16 protein-coding genes are annotated in these 16,924 nt (G+C 40.7%); 11 read left to right on the top strand and 5 right to left on the bottom strand.

The window, feature by feature from the left end; genetic code table 11:
* Nucleotides 1-33: 33 nt before the first annotated feature.
* Complete coding sequence (locus M2448_RS06655; RefSeq protein ID WP_280645134.1) at nt 34-726, bottom strand: NAD-dependent deacylase; 693 nt, start codon at nt 724-726, stop codon at nt 34-36.
* Nucleotides 727-900: 174 nt separating this feature from the next.
* On the opposite strand from M2448_RS06655, the gene M2448_RS06650 reads away from it, so the two are divergent.
* The 8 genes from M2448_RS06650 (at nt 901) to M2448_RS06615 (ending at nt 7,979) form a co-directional block, all read left to right on the top strand.
* Nucleotides 901-1,485, top strand: a complete 585-nt coding sequence (locus M2448_RS06650) for an FKBP-type peptidyl-prolyl cis-trans isomerase (protein ID WP_280645133.1) — start codon at nt 901-903, stop codon at nt 1,483-1,485.
* Between the two features lie 19 nt (nt 1,486-1,504).
* Nucleotides 1,505-2,542 (top strand): FKBP-type peptidyl-prolyl cis-trans isomerase, encoded by a 1,038-nt coding sequence (locus M2448_RS06645; RefSeq protein WP_280645132.1) that lies wholly within the window; start codon nt 1,505-1,507, stop codon nt 2,540-2,542.
* Nucleotides 2,543-2,662: 120 nt separating this feature from the next.
* Entirely contained in the window at nt 2,663-3,127 is a 465-nt protein-coding gene (locus M2448_RS06640; protein ID WP_280645131.1) for an Lrp/AsnC ligand binding domain-containing protein, read from the top strand.
* Nucleotides 3,128-3,438: 311 nt separating this feature from the next.
* A complete protein-coding gene (locus M2448_RS06635; RefSeq protein WP_280645130.1) occupies nt 3,439-4,071 on the top strand; it encodes a PASTA domain-containing protein in 633 nt (210 codons plus the stop codon).
* Nucleotides 4,071-5,138, top strand: coding sequence for an RluA family pseudouridine synthase (locus tag M2448_RS06630; RefSeq protein ID WP_280645129.1), 1,068 nt, complete (start codon nt 4,071-4,073; stop codon nt 5,136-5,138). Before M2448_RS06635 ends, M2448_RS06630 begins: the two co-directional genes overlap by 1 nt.
* Before the next feature lie 35 nt (nt 5,139-5,173).
* On the top strand, nt 5,174-6,160 hold the full coding sequence (locus M2448_RS06625; RefSeq protein WP_280645128.1) for a D-alanine--D-alanine ligase: 987 nt from the start codon (nt 5,174-5,176) through the stop codon (nt 6,158-6,160).
* Nucleotides 6,161-6,164: 4 nt separating this feature from the next.
* Nucleotides 6,165-7,313: a hypothetical protein gene (locus M2448_RS06620; protein WP_280645127.1), complete on the top strand. Its 1,149-nt coding sequence runs from the start codon at nt 6,165-6,167 to the stop codon at nt 7,311-7,313.
* Nucleotides 7,314-7,397: 84 nt separating this feature from the next.
* Nucleotides 7,398-7,979 carry a hypothetical protein gene (locus M2448_RS06615; RefSeq protein ID WP_280645126.1) on the top strand — a complete coding sequence of 194 codons (582 nt, stop codon included), beginning with the start codon at nt 7,398-7,400 and terminating at the stop codon, nt 7,977-7,979.
* A 20-nt stretch (nt 7,980-7,999) separates the two neighbouring features.
* Here the strand turns inward: M2448_RS06615 and M2448_RS06610 are convergent, their stop codons facing one another.
* Together M2448_RS06610 and M2448_RS06605 are read right to left on the bottom strand one after the other, a co-directional pair.
* A complete protein-coding gene (locus M2448_RS06610; RefSeq protein WP_280645125.1) occupies nt 8,000-8,602 on the bottom strand; it encodes a ribonuclease HII in 603 nt (200 codons plus the stop codon).
* A 2-nt stretch (nt 8,603-8,604) separates the two neighbouring features.
* Nucleotides 8,605-9,846 carry a metallophosphoesterase gene (locus M2448_RS06605; RefSeq protein WP_280645124.1) on the bottom strand — a complete coding sequence of 414 codons (1,242 nt, stop codon included), beginning with the start codon at nt 9,844-9,846 and terminating at the stop codon, nt 8,605-8,607.
* Nucleotides 9,847-10,095: 249 nt separating this feature from the next.
* Here M2448_RS06605 and M2448_RS06600 point away from each other — a divergent pair, with 249 nt between their 5' ends.
* The 3 genes from M2448_RS06600 (at nt 10,096) to M2448_RS06590 (ending at nt 15,089) form a co-directional block, all read left to right on the top strand.
* The gene (locus tag M2448_RS06600; RefSeq protein WP_280645123.1) at nt 10,096-11,643 is read left to right on the top strand and encodes a family 10 glycosylhydrolase; all 1,548 of its coding nucleotides are present in this window, start codon (nt 10,096-10,098) and stop codon (nt 11,641-11,643) included.
* A gap of 184 nt (nt 11,644-11,827) precedes the next feature.
* Nucleotides 11,828-13,924 carry a dihydrofolate reductase gene (locus M2448_RS06595; protein ID WP_280697083.1) on the top strand — a complete coding sequence of 699 codons (2,097 nt, stop codon included), beginning with the start codon at nt 11,828-11,830 and terminating at the stop codon, nt 13,922-13,924.
* A 91-nt stretch (nt 13,925-14,015) separates the two neighbouring features.
* Entirely contained in the window at nt 14,016-15,089 is a 1,074-nt protein-coding gene (locus M2448_RS06590) for a tetratricopeptide repeat protein (RefSeq protein WP_280645121.1), read from the top strand.
* Here the strand turns inward: M2448_RS06590 and M2448_RS06585 are convergent, their stop codons facing one another.
* Together M2448_RS06585 and M2448_RS06580 are read right to left on the bottom strand one after the other, a co-directional pair.
* On the bottom strand, nt 15,090-15,731 hold the full coding sequence (locus M2448_RS06585; RefSeq protein WP_280645120.1) for a hypothetical protein: 642 nt from the start codon (nt 15,729-15,731) through the stop codon (nt 15,090-15,092).
* A complete protein-coding gene (locus tag M2448_RS06580) occupies nt 15,712-16,518 on the bottom strand; it encodes a metallophosphoesterase (protein WP_280645119.1) in 807 nt (268 codons plus the stop codon). The genes M2448_RS06585 and M2448_RS06580 overlap by 20 nt, the downstream gene beginning before the upstream one ends.
* Nucleotides 16,519-16,924 lie beyond the last annotated feature (406 nt).

Raw genomic sequence — 16,924 nt, 5'->3', positions numbered from 1 at the left:
AGCAAGACGGCGGGATGTTCCCGCCGTCCTTTTTCAGATATCTTTATTTAATCTTGCTCTCAGTTCAGCCACCCCTTCCGATGCTCCTTTTCGTATAAAGTGTACACCATACAGAGTGGTCTTCACCTCATTCGGGTCTATCAGATAGATCGGGGTTGCAGGAGGAGCATAATTCAACAGTCCTGCTGCCGGATACACATTCAGCGATGTACCTATAACAACCAGTACATCTGCTTTTTGCACTATCCTCACAGCTTCTTCTATGGCAGGGACAGCCTCACCGAACCATACGATATGAGGTCTGAGTTGCGATCCTTTCTCACACTTGTCACCAATATGTATTTCCGCATTATCGGGAGTGAGGGTATATATCAGGGACGGATCGACAGTAGAGCGCACCTTACTGAGTTCTCCATGCAGATGCAACACACGCGTGCTACCCGCCCTTTCGTGCAGGTCATCCACATTCTGGGTTATGACAGAGACTTTGTAGTCAGCCTCCATTTCTGCCAGTCCTATATGTCCGCCGTTAGGTTTGGCATCGAAAGCAGCTTTACGGCGCGCATTGTAGAAATCGAGGACTAATTGGGGATTCTTATGAAAACCTTCGGGAGTAGCAACATCTTCTATGCGGTGCTGTTCCCACAATCCTCCGGTATCTCTGAATGTAGCGATACCACTCTCGGCACTCATGCCGGCACCTGTTAATACAACAATATGTTTCATAATATATTAAAAAATGTAAGTATGCTTCACAAATATAGTTTTTTAGAGGCTAAAATTTATTAAAGTATCGTGAAAAGAACTATTTTTGTTGGTTAATTAAACCAAACGCTCAGTCGACCTATTTCAGTATCTATCGATCTGATTTACAAGGCTGGTTAAAAACAAAAAGAATATATGGATAAAATCAGTTATGCTCTGGGATTAAGTATCGGTAACAATTTCATGTCGTCGGGCATTAAGAATATCGACCCAGAGTCTTTCCTGAAAGGATTGCAGGATGTAATAAATGGAAATCAAGCTGCAATTTCTTATGAAGAAGCACAACAAATTCTGAACGATTATTTCTCTAAGCTACAGGAAGACAGGCTGGAACTTAATCTGAAAGCAGGTGAAGAATTTCTTGCAATCAACAAAAACAGACCGGGTGTAGTCACACTGCCAAGCGGTCTGCAATACGAAATACTGAAAGAAGGCAACGGTCCTAAACCAAAAGTTACCGATCAGGTAAAATGCCACTATCATGGTACATTGATCGACGGCACAGTGTTTGACAGCTCCGTAGAGCGCGGACAACCCGCTACATTTGGTGTGAACCAAGTGATACCGGGATGGGTAGAAGCCCTGCAACTAATGCCTGTAGGTTCTAAATGGAAATTGTTTATACCAGCAAACCTTGCCTATGGTAAAGCGGGTGCCGGACAATCAATCGAGCCTAATTCAACACTGATATTCGAAGTAGAAATTTTAGATATTGTATAATAAAAATTTTAATTAAAACATGAAAAAAATTCAGGTTTTCGCTCTTGGTGCTTTCGTAGCTATCGGAGCTTTACTTACATCTTGTGATGGTGGTGTAAATTCAAACCCTACACTCAAGTCCGACATTGATACTCTCTCTTACGCTCTTGGTGCAAATATGTATGAGCAGCAAGGCCTGGCCATGTTCCTGCAACAATCAGGTGTTATAAGCGATACTACAGGCATGAGAGCTTACTATACAAGAATGGCTGATGCAGATGCTACAAAAAAAGACTCTTTGCTGAAAGTAATGAACTTTAAGATCGACTCTCTTTCTAAAGCCAACACTAGAAACATTGCTGAGTTCCTAAAAGGACTCAAAGAAGGTATAAATGCACCTGAAACCCAGTCTCCATACATTGCCGGCATCTCGGTAGGTAACCAGATCGGAAAACAAATGTTCCCTAACTTTATCAATCAGATCTACGGGCCGGATTCTAAAGAGAAATTCAACAACGATGCTTTCCTTGCTGCTTTGGCAACATCTATGAAAGGTGGCAAATTTGCTATCGAAAACCCTGCTGCTATCTACACTGTAAAAATGCAGGAAGCTCAAGCTAAGGCTCAGGCTAAACAAGAAGAGGAAATGAAAAAGCAATATACCGAGCAGATTGCTGCCGGACAGAAATTCATGGATGAGAATAAAGCTAAAGAAGGTGTAGTAACACTTCCTAGCGGCGTTCAGTACAAAGTAGTAAAAGAAGGTAACGGATCGAAACCGGCTGCCACAGACGTAGTAAAGGTTAATTATCATGGAACGTTGATCGACGGTACAGTATTCGACAGTTCTGTAGATCGCGGACAACCTGCTACTTTCGGTGTTAACCAAGTGATCAAAGGCTGGACAGAAGTTCTTCAACTAATGCCTGTAGGCTCTAAATGGACAGTTTATATCCCTTACGATCTGGCTTATGGTGCTGCTGACAGAGGGACTATCAAACCGTTCTCTAACTTGATTTTTGATATTGAGTTATTAGGAATTGAGGCTCCTGCAGCTCCGGCTCCTGTCAGAAAATAAGACAAAAAGTAAGAAATAGATAATAATTTGGCATTAGTGATGTATTTTATTTAGCAAAAAGTTTTGTTTTTACAAAAAACAACTTATATTTGGAATAAAATAACCCTAAAAACTCTTATTATGCAAAAAATCGACAAGCTTGACAAAAAGATATTGGAGATCATTTCACAAAATGCAAGGATTCCGTTCAAAGATGTAGCCCTTGAGTGCGGTGTCTCCCGTGCAGCCATCCACCAACGCGTACAACGCATGGTAGAAATGGACGTAATCGTAGGATCAGGATATTTTGTCAATCCTAAAGTATTAGGATACAATACATGTACATACATCGGGGTAAAACTCGAAAGAGGTTCTATGTATAAAACAGTAATACCTGAACTGGATAAAATACCTGAAATAGTAGAATCTCATTTTACGACAGGTCCTTATACGATTCTGATCAAGCTGTATGCACGCGACAACGAACACCTAATGGACTTGCTCAACAACAAGATACAAGACATACCGGGTGTAGTAGCCACAGAAACCATGATTTCTTTGAGTCAGGGAGTTAAACGCCAGATACCTATTTCAAAATCTGAATAGTACGTATACGATATACGTTATTTATAAACAAAAGAGGCTGTCTCAAAAGTAGGAGAGACAGCCTCTTTTGCATTCTAACATCAGAAATGTTCAAAAAATGTTTAGATGCGAAGCTACTGGTTCTCAGAAGGACGGGAGCATACTAAAGTATGTGACCTACGACTGATGAAGCAAGCAATGAAGCAGATGAGCGTTTTTGGGACACTTTCTTTTCATTTATTCTTATAATAACATAAATTGTAAAGTAATAAGGGGCAATACACATAATTTTTTAATATTTTTGCATCAACGTTCGTATAGACATTTTATCCATGGAGAAAAAAAAGAATATTGTTTTACGGTTCCTCACAAACATCTACGTCAGAAACATACTGTTTATGGCGATTACTTTCCTTGCGCTGATATTTATCGTACTATTCCTGATCAATATATATACTCGACACAGCGAGTCAATAGCAGTACCTAATATAAAGGGACTGCAAATAGAGGAAGCACAGGGCATACTGAAAGCATCGGGACTACAATACGAGATCAGCGATTCCATATTCCGTACCGGCGGAGTGCCCGGAGCAATATTAGAGCAGATACCAAAAGGAGAATCGAACGTAAAATCAGGACGCACCATATTCCTCATCATTCAGGCTAAAGGAGTACAAATGGTTCCAATACCCGAATTAAAGGATTATTCCAGACGTCAGGCCGAAGCCCAACTCAATTCTTTAGGATTCGATAAAATCGTGATAGAAGAAGTACCTTCCCCTTATGCCGGCATTGTGATTTCCGTTTCTTATAAAGGGAAAGAACTTTTACCAAACCAGAAGATACCGAAAGGGTCGAGTCTGAAAATGGTAGTAGGCTCCGGAGGTGAATCACTGGATGACAGCATACCTATGCCGGAAATATTGGAGCCAGAAACTAATATTGAAGAATCTTTCTTTGAATAATGACAGATAACTCATTCGACGACATAGACGATCTGCCCGAAGACGAACTGGCAGAAGAGCAAAGCAATGACCTATATGAGCATTATCGCTTTGTAGCTGATAAGGGACAGGGACAGATACGTGTAGATAAGTATCTGGCCATGCACATAGTCAATGTATCACGTAACAGAATTCAACAGGCTGCAGACGCAGGCTGCATTCTGGTAAATGACACCCCCGTAAAATCAAACTACAAAATAAAGCCATTGGATACAATATCAGTGGTGATGAACCGTCCTCCGCGCGAAATGGAAATCGTACCGGAAGACATTCCGCTCGATGTGGTCTATGAAGATGAAGACCTGATGGTCATCAACAAACCGCCCGGCCTCGTAGTACATCCCGGATTCGGCAACTATCAGGGCACATTGGTAAATGCTGTCGCATACAGATTGAAAGACACACCCGAGTATGATGCAAAAGACCCGCGTCTGGGCATTGTACACCGTATAGACAAAGATACATCCGGCCTTATAGTAGTAGCCAAAAATGCGTATGCGAAAGCACATCTTTCCGCCCAGTTTTTCAACAAAACTACCAAAAGGCAGTATGTAGCACTGGTGTGGGGATCGGTAGAAGCCGACGAAGGATGCATAGAAGGTAATATAGGCAGAAGCCTCAAAGACCGCATGCTGATGACCGTTTTTCCTAATGGCGATTTCGGAAAACCTGCCGTTACACACTACAAAGTATTAGAACGTCTGGGCTATGTATCGCTGGTACAATGTAAGCTCGAGACCGGACGCACACACCAGATAAGGGTACATATGAAATATATCGGGCACACACTATTTAACGATGAGCGCTACGGAGGCAATGAAATACTGAGGGGTACACATTTTGCAAAGTACAGGCAGTTTGTACAGAATTGCTTCAATATATGTCCGCGACAAGCTCTGCACGCACAGACGCTGGGATTCATACAACCCCGCACAGGTGAAGAGCTGATGTTCGAGGCTCCTTTACCCGAAGATATGACATCTTTACTCGACAAATGGCGCGGATATGTTGCCAACAGGGATATTTGAGAATATAAGAAAAACAACAATCTGAATATAAGAAAATGAAAAGGAACATCGCCATAGTATGGGGAGGATATACTTCTGAAATAATAGTGTCAGAAAAAAGCATGAAAGGCATATACTCTTTTCTGGACAAGGAGAAATACAATCTGTACAAGGTGAAAATAGTGCGGGAAGAGTGGACTGTAGAAATAGGCGGCAACACTTACCCTGTAGACAAGAATGACTTTAGTTTTACAAATCCGACAGATAATGCAAAAGTTAAATTTGACTTCGCATATATCACAATACACGGTACACCGGGAGAAGACGGACGCCTGCAAGGCTATCTCGACATGATAAATGTACCCTACTCTACCTGCGGACTAATGGCATCGGCACTGACCATGAATAAATTTGTCTGCAACAATTTTCTTAAAAACTTTGGCATAGTAGTTGCAAATTCTTTATATTTGGATAAGGATACTAAGTATGATGTGAAAAATATCGGTGATAGTCTCGGATTTCCTCAGTTCGTAAAACCGAATACAGGAGGATCGAGTTTTGCAACGACTAAGGTTAAATCCATAGAGCAGCTTCAGAAAGCGATAGAATCGTCTTTTGCCGAAACAAATGATGTCATCATAGAAAGTTTTATCAGCGGATGCGAAGTTACGTGTGGCTGCTACAAAGTAAGAGGAAAAGAAGTTATTTTCCCGATAACGGAGGTAGTAACTACAAACGAGTTTTTTGACTATGACGCCAAATACGAGGGCCAGGTAGAAGAAATAACCCCTGCACGTATTTCAGATGAAATGACAAAAAAGATAGGGCAACTCACCAGTAAAGTATATGATCTGGTGGGAGCAAAAGGAATTATCCGTGTCGATTACATTATTTCGGACGGTATACCTTACTTGTTAGATGTGAATACGACACCGGGAATGACTCCGACAAGCTTTATCCCTCAACAGGTAGCTGCTGCGGAGCTAAGCATAACCGATGTATTGACAGAAATTATAGAAAACGAATTTAACACTATTTTATAATACCATGGATAGTAGATTTGATGATATAGCGCCTCTGTACGATCATGAGGTGGAACAAGCCATTCAGGAAATATTAGTAGATCCGGGATTTCAACACGCAGTAAAATATGTTATCCCCGATATAGACTGGAACGACTTTTCGGCTGAAATGTCTACATATAAAACCAAAGAAGAGTTTCAGGCAAAGATGATCTACCCTGTGGTAAGTATGCTCGGAGCAAGGGTTTCGACCAGCATAAAGGGTGACAACTGGGATAATATAGACAAATCGGTGGAGCACTTGTTCCTGTCCAATCACAGGGATATAGTCCTCGATGCCGGACTGCTCAACATACTGCGCCACAAAGAAGGTTTTAAGACTACAGAAATTGCCATTGGCGACAACCTCCTTATACATTCGTGGATAGACAAGTTGGTAAGGCTCAACAAAAGTTTTATTGTAAGACGCGGACTATCAATCAAGGAAAGACTGATAGCCTCAAAACATCTTTCGGAATATATCCATTATGCTATCGCAACGAAAAAAGAATCGGTGTGGGTAGCCCAGCGTGAAGGACGAGCTAAAAATTCGGACGACAGAACGCAGGACAGCCTACTGAAAATGCTGGCTCTGTATCCGGACGACAAGCCTTTCCTCGAAAGCCTGAAAGAACTGAATTTGATACCATTATCTATTTCTTACGAATACGATCCATGCGATTACCTGAAAGCAAAAGAGTTTCAACAGAAGCGCGATGATCCGGACTTCAAGAAATCACAGCGCGATGATTTGCTGAATATGGAAATCGGCATATTGGGGCAAAAAGGAAATGTTGTATTCCGTTTCGGCAAGTGTATCAATCCTGATCTGGAAAAGATAACTGAGCCGGATAAGCGTTTGCAACCGGAACTGGCAGCAAAGATTATAGACAAGGAGATACATTCCAACTATGAGATATTCCCTTGCAACTATATGGCACACGATATGCGAAATAATGAAACCCGCTTTGCCGACAAATATACTGCCGGACAGTTGGAAGACTTCAAAATCTATCTGGACAAGCAGATCAAAAAAATAGATCTGGACTATATAGACTATGATTTCGTTTGGGAAAAGATGCTGGAAATGTATTCCAATACACTTAAAAATTATCTGGAAGCGACACAACATTGAGTAAGGTAAAGAGTTAATTTATTGTCAGAAGTAAATATATTTTGAATATATTTTTATATTTGTGTAACACAAATGACTCTGACGATGAAAGAACTTTTACAATACACAATAACATTGATCTGCATTTTGCTTCCAAGTACAGCATTTTCACAGGTGGTAAAGCAAGGGGAAAAGTTCTCGGAAGTCCCTCTTGTTGAAGGGAAAGTAACTTTCCTGAAAGAAATACCATCCAAGAAAGAAATATCGAAAGAATCGAATTATGCAATACTGAAAGAGTGGGCTATAATCAATTATGGCAAAGACCCTTTCATCTCCAGTGTACGCCACGATGAGAAGAACAATGAGTTTATTGCTAAATCGAGGGTAGAATTGTTATTACCTGCCAACTCGAAAGGCGTGCGTGAAAAAATGATAATGCGCTACAGAATCAACGGTTTCCTCTTTCAGGATAAGTGTGTACTGGAGATAACCGAGATATCTTATCTATACGAGAATTCCAAGAACAACACCCTGCTTCCTCGTGTGATACGCGCTGAAGACTTCATTACCGATACGGCAATCGGCACGCAAGACAATATACAGGAATACAGAGAAAACACACGCAAAAGCACACTCTACTTTCTCAATGAGATAGCTAAAGATTTTGAGGATAAGTTCGGTTTTTAGAGAACGAATCCCCCTCTCTCTTACTCAAAATCCAGTTCCAGTTGCTTTTCCGTCAGATTGAATGTCAGGCGGTGAAAAGGAGTTACGCCATGTTCTTTTATGGCTGTCCGGTGCTTCTTGGTCGGATATCCTTTGTTATGATTCCAGTTGTATAACGGATATTTTTCGTGCAGTTCCATCATATAATCATCCCTGTATGTCTTGGCAAGGATAGAGGCGGCGGCGATGGGTAACAGCTTACCGTCACCTTTCACTACACAGGTATGCGGTATATCTTCGTACTTACGGAAGCGGTTCCCGTCTATCAGCAAATGTTGCGGCCTGACTTTCAGCGCAGCTACAGCCCGCTGCATCGCCAGAAAGGAAGCATTGAGTATGTTTATTTTATCTATCTCCTTATGGTCGACTATCCCCACAGCCCAAGCAACAGCTTTTTCTTCAATAAACGGGCGCAGCTCATAGCGCATCTTCTCGGTCAATTGCTTGGAATCGTTCAGTTCTTCACAGACAAAATCAGCAGACAATATTACGGCAGCGGCAAAAACAGGTCCCGCAAGGCATCCGCGTCCGGCTTCGTCGCAACCGGCTTCTATAAGATCGGGGTAAAGTGAGAGCTCAAGCATAATCAGAAAGTAATTTCAATATTATTATCGGCAGGAGGAAAGTCGAGTTGCATATCATCCAAATCCATAGGGCTTTCCATCAATTTGGATAATTTCTCTACAGACGCTTTCAACTGATCATCCGGCTTTTCATCACCAAAGGCATGGAGTACAAATATCTGACTTAGCACATCAGCAAACTGCTCCTTTACATCCTGAGAGAAATCATAACCCAGATTCTTTATTTTTTGCAGAGCCAACTGCCTTGCCAACGACTGCATCCTGTCCTTATCTTCTGATGCCAGATTCGGATTGCCGGGAACAGCCGTTACATTCTCTGTCCTGATGTCTATGCGATCAGCGTATAAATCTACATAACGATACGAAAATGGGTAGGCAGACAGTGTTCCGGTCTCTATATCATATATAATGTTCCCTTTATCCGATCTGAAAGACGATATATCGTTAGAATGAAAATGCCCTGTAAAGATTACTTTCATGCCTTTATCTGCAAAAAGATTAGCCAGACGGTTCCAGTCATCGACAAGGTATTCTTTAAAGAACATCGACTGATATATAATGTGCTCTGTCAGTCCCCAGTGCATCATGCCGATTACCTGTATATTTTTCGCCTTAGCTTCGTCCAGTACATCTACAATCCATTTTTCGGTGGCAGCAGATATCTTTCCGCCCGAAACCGTATACCCTTTATATTCCTCATAGCGGGCAGCATCTATGGCTAACAGCCACGTATCCTCACCCAGTTGCGCCACATAGCTCAGCGAAGCCGTATCGCGCCGTATGGCGTCCTTGTATCCGCAAGCGGCATAAATATCGGTAAACTCGCGTGGTGAAACATTGGCTACAGGCAATGTCTTATTTCCTTTATACTCGACAGCGTTGGGCATATTGATGTCGTGATTGCCGGGAATAACATAGACCTTCACACCCCTATCCTGCAACGGCTTCAGCTTTTTCACCAGATCGAGATGGCTCTGCTTTTCCCCGTCTTTACTCATGTCTCCACAGATTAGCAGGACTTCTATATCGCTGTTCAGATAGTCGGCGAGTACCTTATCCAATACCGCCGGCGTATCTTTTATATTCTTACCGCTTACCAACACATAGTTCTGCACAGCATAACCTCCGTCCATCAACTGCTCCGACAGGTAATGCGTATCTGTTATCACTCCCATTTTTATCGGACGGATTGCACTGAGGCTCACCGAGACTGACAACAACAGGGAAAGGGTTATATGTTTCATCTTAAATGTAGTCTTAATCAGTTAACAAAAGTAACATATTTAAAATAGCGGGTTAAGAGATATTTCATAATTTCTCTTAAACATGAGATTACAAGTTTTCCTGATGAATACTCAACAGCAAAATATTTAAAGAATCTTAAACTATTGAGAATCTTGATTTATCTATAAGTCCGGACAAAGCCATTCGGCTTATTATTCCTACTTTTGCAGAAGTATATCTAAGAGCCTATTTTAAATATGTTTACAATTATGAATAGAAACCGAATAGCTTATCTGCTAACCATTACCATTTTAATCATTTTTTCGTCCTGCGGTTCTCAGCAACAGCGTATAACATTCAACGATGTAACGCACCCGAAAAGAGAATTCAGGGGAGCATGGCTGAGTACAGCATGGCAAAGCAGATACAAGACAATGACTGTTCCACAGTTGAAAACATATTTTGTAACCACACTCGACCAGTTACAGGCTGATGGCATAAATGCTGTTATATTTCAGGCTCGCCCTTATGCCGATGCTTTCTATAAGTCGAATCTCGAGCCTTGGAGTGCTTTCCTTACCGGAACACAGGGTGTTGCACCCGAAGAAGGCTTCGACCCATTGGCTTTCCTTGTAGAAGAATGCCACAAGCGCAATATGGAATTGCACGCATGGCTGAATCCATATCGTGTATCGGCAGGTAAGAATGATGTATTTGCGGCAAGCCATATCTACCACAGATATCCTGAACGTTTTGTTACATATGACGGAAAAGTGTATTTCGATCCGGGAATACCAGAAAACAGAACATTTATCTGCGATGTGGTAAAGGATATTGTAATGCGCTATGATGTAGATGCCATACACATGGACGATTATTTCTATCCATACCCTGTTGCGGGAGAGGCATTTCCCGACCAGAACAGTTTTAATAAGTATGCCAGAGCACAAGGATTCTCAAACAACCAACTGGGAGATTGGCGGCGCAACAATGTAAACCTGCTCATACGTGAGGTAAAGCATACACTGGAAGTAACCAAACCTTGGGTGCGATTCGGCATCAGTCCGTTCGGTATCTACCGTAACCAAAAAAGTACGTCCGACGGTTCGGGAAGTAATACAAGCGGCCTGCAAAACTATGACGATCTGTATGCCGATGTAAAACTCTGGGTGAAAAACGGATGGATAGATTACAATATGCCACAGATATATTGGGAAATAGGTCATAAAACAGCCGATTATAAAACGCTGATAGAATGGTGGGCAAAGAATAATTTTGACGGACATCTGTACATAGGACAGGATGTAAACCGCACGATGGATGCTACAACACTGCCTTCGGGCGACAATCAGCTTTCGGAAAAAATGCTGCTCTCGCGTAGTTTTACCTCCGTTCATGGCAATTGCTTCTGGCCGGCATACTCTCTACTGGAAAATTACAAAGGTGTGTCAGACCGTCTGAAATCCAATTATCAGAAATATCCTGCCTTGATACCGGCATATACTCATATGCACAAAAAGAAACCCAAAAAGGTTGATAACCTGCAAGAATCATATACAGCAACCACCCATACATTGAGCTGGGATGCCAAAACAGATAAATACAATCCCGAACTGGCCAAGTATTATGTAGTGTACAGATTTGCCAAAGGCGAAAAAGAGAATCTCAATAATGCACAGAATATAGTGACTGTAACAAGGGATAGGAGTTATACACTACCGTATGAGGGTGGAAGCAAAGAATATAAGTATGTGGTAACGGCTGTAGACGCTTTTCATAACGAATCGAAAGGAAAGTCGAAAAAGATAAAGTTATAATTACCGGATATATTTATCTATATGGTATATTCAGTTTACAGAGACCAGTCAACTGCTAACAACTAACGGTCACAGGAGTATAGCGTATGTAATAAAAGTAAATGTGATCCTTAAATTGATAAAAACTGTGAGTTCTGTAAGGTTTTAGTTAAAAAGAGATTCTGAATTATAAAAATATAAACGAATGAAAAAAACAGTATTAATTGCTATGACAGGATTTTCCATGTTGTTGGCGGGCTGTGGCGGACAAAAGCCTGCGCAGGGTGAAGCAAATGCGGCTCCCGATACCGTTCCCGCCGATTTTGTATACGAAGTCGATGCTTTTGCCGATTTGCAGATATTGCGTTATTATGTTCCGGGTTTCAACAATCTGACTCTGGAACAGAAAGAACTCGTATATTATCTTTCTATGGCCGCTCTTGAAGGGCGTGATATCCTCTTCGACCAGAACAATAAATACAATCTGGCTATACGCCGCACACTGGAAGCTATCTATACAAACTATAAGGGTGATAAGAATACCAACGACTATAAAGAATTTGAGGTGTATCTCAAACGCGTATGGTTCTCAAATGGCATACATCATCATTATGGTGAAGAGAAATTCCTGCCGGGCTTTTCAAAAGATTTTTTTGCTGAGCAGGTACGTGCGTTACCGGATAGCGTGCGCCCTGTAGATCAGTATAATCTGGCTCATTCATCATTTATGACAACAGATGAGTTTATTAAGATGATAACTCCTGTTATGTTTGACGCTAAGGTGATGGCTAAAAAAGTGAATCAGTCGGGTGGCGATCTTATTCTTACTTCAGCCAACAACTATTATGGGGATAATGTAACCCAGAAAGAAGTACAGGAATTCTATGGAGCCATGAAAGACACAACTGATCAGACTCCTGTATCTTACGGACTGAACAGCCGTCTTGTAAAAGAGAATGGCAAGTTGGTGGAGAAGGTATGGAAAGTGGGCGGTTTATATTCTCCGGCTATCGAGCGGATTGTTTACTGGCTCGAAAAAGCACAAGGTGTAGCAGAGAATGACAAGCAAAAAGAAGTAATCACAAAGCTGATCTCATATTACAAGTCGGGCGATCTGAAAACATTCGACCAATATGCTGTTGCATGGGTTGAAGACCTAGCTTCACAGGTAGACTTTGTAAACGGATTTACTGAAGTTTATGGTGATCCGCTGGGAATAAAAGCCAGTTGGGAATCAGTAGTGAACTTCAAGAACGTAGAGGCGACTAAACGCACTGAAATTATCAGCACGAACGCACAATGGTTTGAAGACCATTCACCTGTAGACAAACAGTTCAAAAAAGAAAACGTGAGAGGAGTGACTGCAAAAGTGATCACTGTTGCTCAACTGGGTGGTGACTGCTATCCGGCTACACCTATCGGCATCAACTTGCCGAACGCAAACTGGATACGCAAAGATCATGGTTCAAAATCGGTAACTATCGAGAATATTATGGAAGCCTATGATGCTGCCGGAGCGCACACCGGATTCAATGACGAGTTTATGTGGTCGGCTACAGAAGTAGAATCCATTAAGAAATACGGATTTATTACCGATGTATTGCATACCGACTTACATGAGTGTCTGGGGCATGGTTCAGGTAAACTATTACCGGAAGTAGATCCTAATGCTCTGGGAGAATTCAGCTCTACTATAGAAGAGACGCGTGCCGACTTGTTCGGACTGTATTTCCTAGCTGATGCGAAGTTGCTGGAATTAGGTATTATCCCTGATGCGGAGGCTTATAAGGCTGAGTATTATAAATTTATGATGAATGGGCTGATGACACAGCTTGTACGTATAGAACCGGGTAAAGACATCGAAGAATCACACATGCGCAACCGTCAGCTTATCGCTAAATGGGTTTACGAAAAAGGTAAAGCCGACAATGTAGTGGAATACCAAGTGAAGGATGGAAAGACGTATGTAGTGATAAACGATTATACGAAACTACGCACTTTATTTGGTGACCTGTTGGCAGAAATACAACGAATAAAGTCGGAAGGAGACTTCAATGCTGCGAAGAAAATCGTAGCCGACTATGCGGTAAAAGTAGATCAGAAGTTGCACAAAGAAATCTTAGAACGTTATGCGAAGCTGAATATGAAGCCATACAAAGGCTTTGTAAACCCTGTATTCGAACTCGTGCAGGATAAAGACGGTAAGATCACTGACGTGAAAATATCATATACTGAAGGTTATGCGGAACAAATGATGCGTTATTCAAAAGAATTTTCAACATTACCTACATATAACGATTGATTATAATCATATAATTTAAAAAATCCGGATAATATTATTTATCCGGATTTTTTGTGTTTATATTTGTGTACAACCTTTAAACTCTGATATTATGAAAAAGCTTTCGGTTCTTTTATTATTCTTTCTTATCCTTTGCCAATCGGGTTATGCACAAACTAATACTGAAAAGGCTATGCAGATAGGTCGTGAAGCGATAAAGATTATGGATGAGGGGCATTATGACAAGAGTATTGAAATGCTTGAAGAAGCACAAAAACTTGATCCGGATAATTTCATCTATCCCTATGAAATCGCTTTTGCTTATTACCTAAAAAAAGATTATCAAAGAGCTATCAAACTATTGAAAAAATCAGAGAAACATAAAAATGTTTCCGACCTGACTTACCAGTTATTAGGCAACAGCTACGATTATTCAAACAATAGAAAAGAAGCGATAAAAACTTATGAAAAAGGATTGAAAAAATTTCCTTTTTCCGGGAAGTTATATCTGGAACTGGGTGTTGTTCAGATGAGTGAGGATAATTACAATAAAGCGCTGGATTATTTTGAAAAAGGGATAAGTGTGGAACCTGCATTCTCATCTAATTACTACTGGGCTTCTAAGTTATTCTGCACATCATCGCAAGAAGAAGTCTGGGGTATGATATACGGAGAGCTATTTATGAATCTGGAACGCAACAGCAAACGTACTGCCGAAATAAGTGAATTACTATACAACACCTATAAGAGTGAAATCAAGATAGTTAGTGATACTGCGATGAGTGTTAGTTTTAGCAAGAATAATGTGATAAGCTTCACTGGTGAACTGACTAGTTTAAGAATGCCTTTTGGAATAGGTATTTATGAGCCTACACTCTTAATGTCTATAATTGGAGTGAAAGAAATAAATATGGAGTCACTAAATGGAATTCGTTCTAGGTTCGTTGACAATTATTATCAAAACGGATATGAAAAAAGGTATCCGAATGTTTTATTCGAGTATCAGAAGAAAATAAAAGAAGCCAATCATATTGAAGCATATAACTATTGGATACTAATGAAAGGTGATGAATATGAATTCATGAACTGGCAGTTGGCAAACAAGGACAAATGGGAATCTTTTATTGAATGGTTTTCTACAAATCCGATTCAAATCACTACAAATAATAAATTTGTGAGAAACTGATCAGAACAACTGAAATTTCAATCCGAAAGACAAGCGCAGATAATCGTCTGGTTTCAGATACTTGTTAGTGAATGCACTTGCCATATACAAGTCGTTGGTACTAAGCTCATAAAACGCTGTAATCGACTTGGCAAAGAAGCGCTTGTCCTCAGGGATTTTGTATGTGATACGTTGTCCTACATAAATATTGAAACGCATCTTTGTAGAGAAGGAATAATAGTCGTTCGGGTACTTATCCGGTTCACTTACCCAAAAGTCTCCATCGAAGATTGTATTTATATACAATCCGCAAGCAAGCGGATCTAACGAAAAGTTTTTCCCTAATTTTTTGTTCCAAGGGATGAAGTTTTGTTTCAGGGTAAAGGTTATTTTAGTTTTGCTGGTCGAATATTTAGGTAGGAATCCCAGAAAAACGTCCGTTTCCCACTGGTTATTCTTTCCATAATCCCATCCGGCACCAAAAGACAATAATCCCATGCCGCCTGCATACTGTATTTTGGTATGTGTCGGTATCAGTTTGCTCCACTGGTTTTGATATTTCTCGACTCTTCTTTCGTATCCGTTCTGTGCTGAGGCTATTATTGGAAGCAGAATAAGTATAAGTACCGGATAAATTTTATATTTAGAAATCCACCACTTCATAGTCATACGTATTATCCGGTTTTATAGTGAAAAGTAAGTATTTCTTTTTGGCAATATTAGCTGTGCCATAGTACATGACGCCATCCTCGAACAGATCGTCGGCTGTAACCTGATGGTCGTGAGCATTCAGACAGAATTGCAGGCTTGGAAACTTCTTTATCTCCTGTTGAAAAATATTGGCTACATTATTGTTGAATTGTTCTGAATAAGGACGTACGTGCATTACGAATATAGTCTTGTCATATTCATCCTTACGATTATTCATTTCGTATTCAATGAACTGGAAGTCCGGCACAGGATGTGAATAGTCAAATTCCAGTGCATTTGTGTTCAGGCAAATAAACTTTGTCCTACCCGCAATGAATGAAAAATTGACCTCACCGAATACTTCATGGAAGATGTCTTTTCCGTTTGCAAGACAATCGTGATTACCCAACAGCACTACATAAGGTACTTTAAGTTTGTTGAGTATATCGCGTTGCCACAAGAATTCTTTTGTTAGCCCGAAATCCGATATATCACCACCATGCACAACAAAGTCTATATCGCTTCTGTTGTTTATACTTTTCACAAAGTCTTCTGTTTCGTCATACCAGCGTTGTGTATCGCCTATCATTGCAAACCTTATAGTCGGTTTTTCGGTGTAAGCTTGTTCTATAAGGGTAATATTTTTCTCGTTTATCCCCGTCTCACCTGTCACCCGTCCGTCATATGGGTGGTATTCTATCATATCGCATGACTGTAACGCAGAACAGACAATAAATATGAGAGCAAGTCTCTTTTTCATTTATTTTGTATCGTTATATCTTTCAAACTGCAAGTTTATGCACAATAGTTGGGTTTAGTATAAATGGAGGCAACAAAGTTAAGTTGAATCTATTTTTTTAACGATAATTTGCAAATTTACCTTTGCTGGTATATAAAGAATGCCAGTCAGTATTTGAGATTGTATTGAGTAAATGTTCGTTTATTCTCTGCGCACAATCGCAGATTGCTTGCATTCCTTTTGGCCTAAGCCCCAAAAGGAATCAAAAAGTCTTTAGCGCCCCGCTTCATAGGACGACCCGTTAGAGGGCTCAAAGGCTAAACAAAAAAACTCGCTCATGGCTTTTGCATAATACGAACCGACAACTAAGCTCAAACACGTTTTTGTTTTTCGCCTTTCTCTCCCTACGGGTACCCCGTCCATGAAG

It is taken from the genome of Dysgonomonas sp. PF1-14 (genome assembly GCF_029892965.1).
Lineage (GTDB): Bacteria > Bacteroidota > Bacteroidia > Bacteroidales > Dysgonomonadaceae > Dysgonomonas.
Note: the sequence above shows the minus strand (reverse complement) of the source record. Positions and strands in the feature narration are given on the sequence as shown.

What these genes read in the sequence shown, in the direction of transcription:
- M2448_RS06595 (WP_280697083.1), top strand. Translation starts at nt 11,828, where the DNA reads ATGAAAAAAACAGTATTAATTGCTATGACAGGATTTTCCATGTTGTTG.
- M2448_RS06580 (WP_280645119.1), bottom strand. Translation starts at nt 16,518, where the DNA reads ATGAAAAAGAGACTTGCTCTCATATTTATTGTCTGTTCTGCGTTACAG.
- M2448_RS06635 (WP_280645130.1), top strand. Translation starts at nt 3,439, where the DNA reads ATGGAGAAAAAAAAGAATATTGTTTTACGGTTCCTCACAAACATCTAC.
- M2448_RS06640 (WP_280645131.1), top strand. Translation starts at nt 2,663, where the DNA reads ATGCAAAAAATCGACAAGCTTGACAAAAAGATATTGGAGATCATTTCA.
- M2448_RS06590 (WP_280645121.1), top strand. Translation starts at nt 14,016, where the DNA reads ATGAAAAAGCTTTCGGTTCTTTTATTATTCTTTCTTATCCTTTGCCAA.
- M2448_RS06650 (WP_280645133.1), top strand. Translation starts at nt 901, where the DNA reads ATGGATAAAATCAGTTATGCTCTGGGATTAAGTATCGGTAACAATTTC.
- M2448_RS06615 (WP_280645126.1), top strand. Translation starts at nt 7,398, where the DNA reads ATGAAAGAACTTTTACAATACACAATAACATTGATCTGCATTTTGCTT.
- M2448_RS06630 (WP_280645129.1), top strand. Translation starts at nt 4,071, where the DNA reads ATGACAGATAACTCATTCGACGACATAGACGATCTGCCCGAAGACGAA.
- M2448_RS06655 (WP_280645134.1), bottom strand. Translation starts at nt 726, where the DNA reads ATGAAACATATTGTTGTATTAACAGGTGCCGGCATGAGTGCCGAGAGT.
- M2448_RS06645 (WP_280645132.1), top strand. Translation starts at nt 1,505, where the DNA reads ATGAAAAAAATTCAGGTTTTCGCTCTTGGTGCTTTCGTAGCTATCGGA.
- M2448_RS06610 (WP_280645125.1), bottom strand. Translation starts at nt 8,602, where the DNA reads ATGCTTGAGCTCTCACTTTACCCCGATCTTATAGAAGCCGGTTGCGAC.
- M2448_RS06625 (WP_280645128.1), top strand. Translation starts at nt 5,174, where the DNA reads ATGAAAAGGAACATCGCCATAGTATGGGGAGGATATACTTCTGAAATA.
- M2448_RS06605 (WP_280645124.1), bottom strand. Translation starts at nt 9,846, where the DNA reads ATGAAACATATAACCCTTTCCCTGTTGTTGTCAGTCTCGGTGAGCCTC.
- M2448_RS06620 (WP_280645127.1), top strand. Translation starts at nt 6,165, where the DNA reads ATGGATAGTAGATTTGATGATATAGCGCCTCTGTACGATCATGAGGTG.
- M2448_RS06600 (WP_280645123.1), top strand. Translation starts at nt 10,096, where the DNA reads ATGAATAGAAACCGAATAGCTTATCTGCTAACCATTACCATTTTAATC.
- M2448_RS06585 (WP_280645120.1), bottom strand. Translation starts at nt 15,731, where the DNA reads ATGAAGTGGTGGATTTCTAAATATAAAATTTATCCGGTACTTATACTT.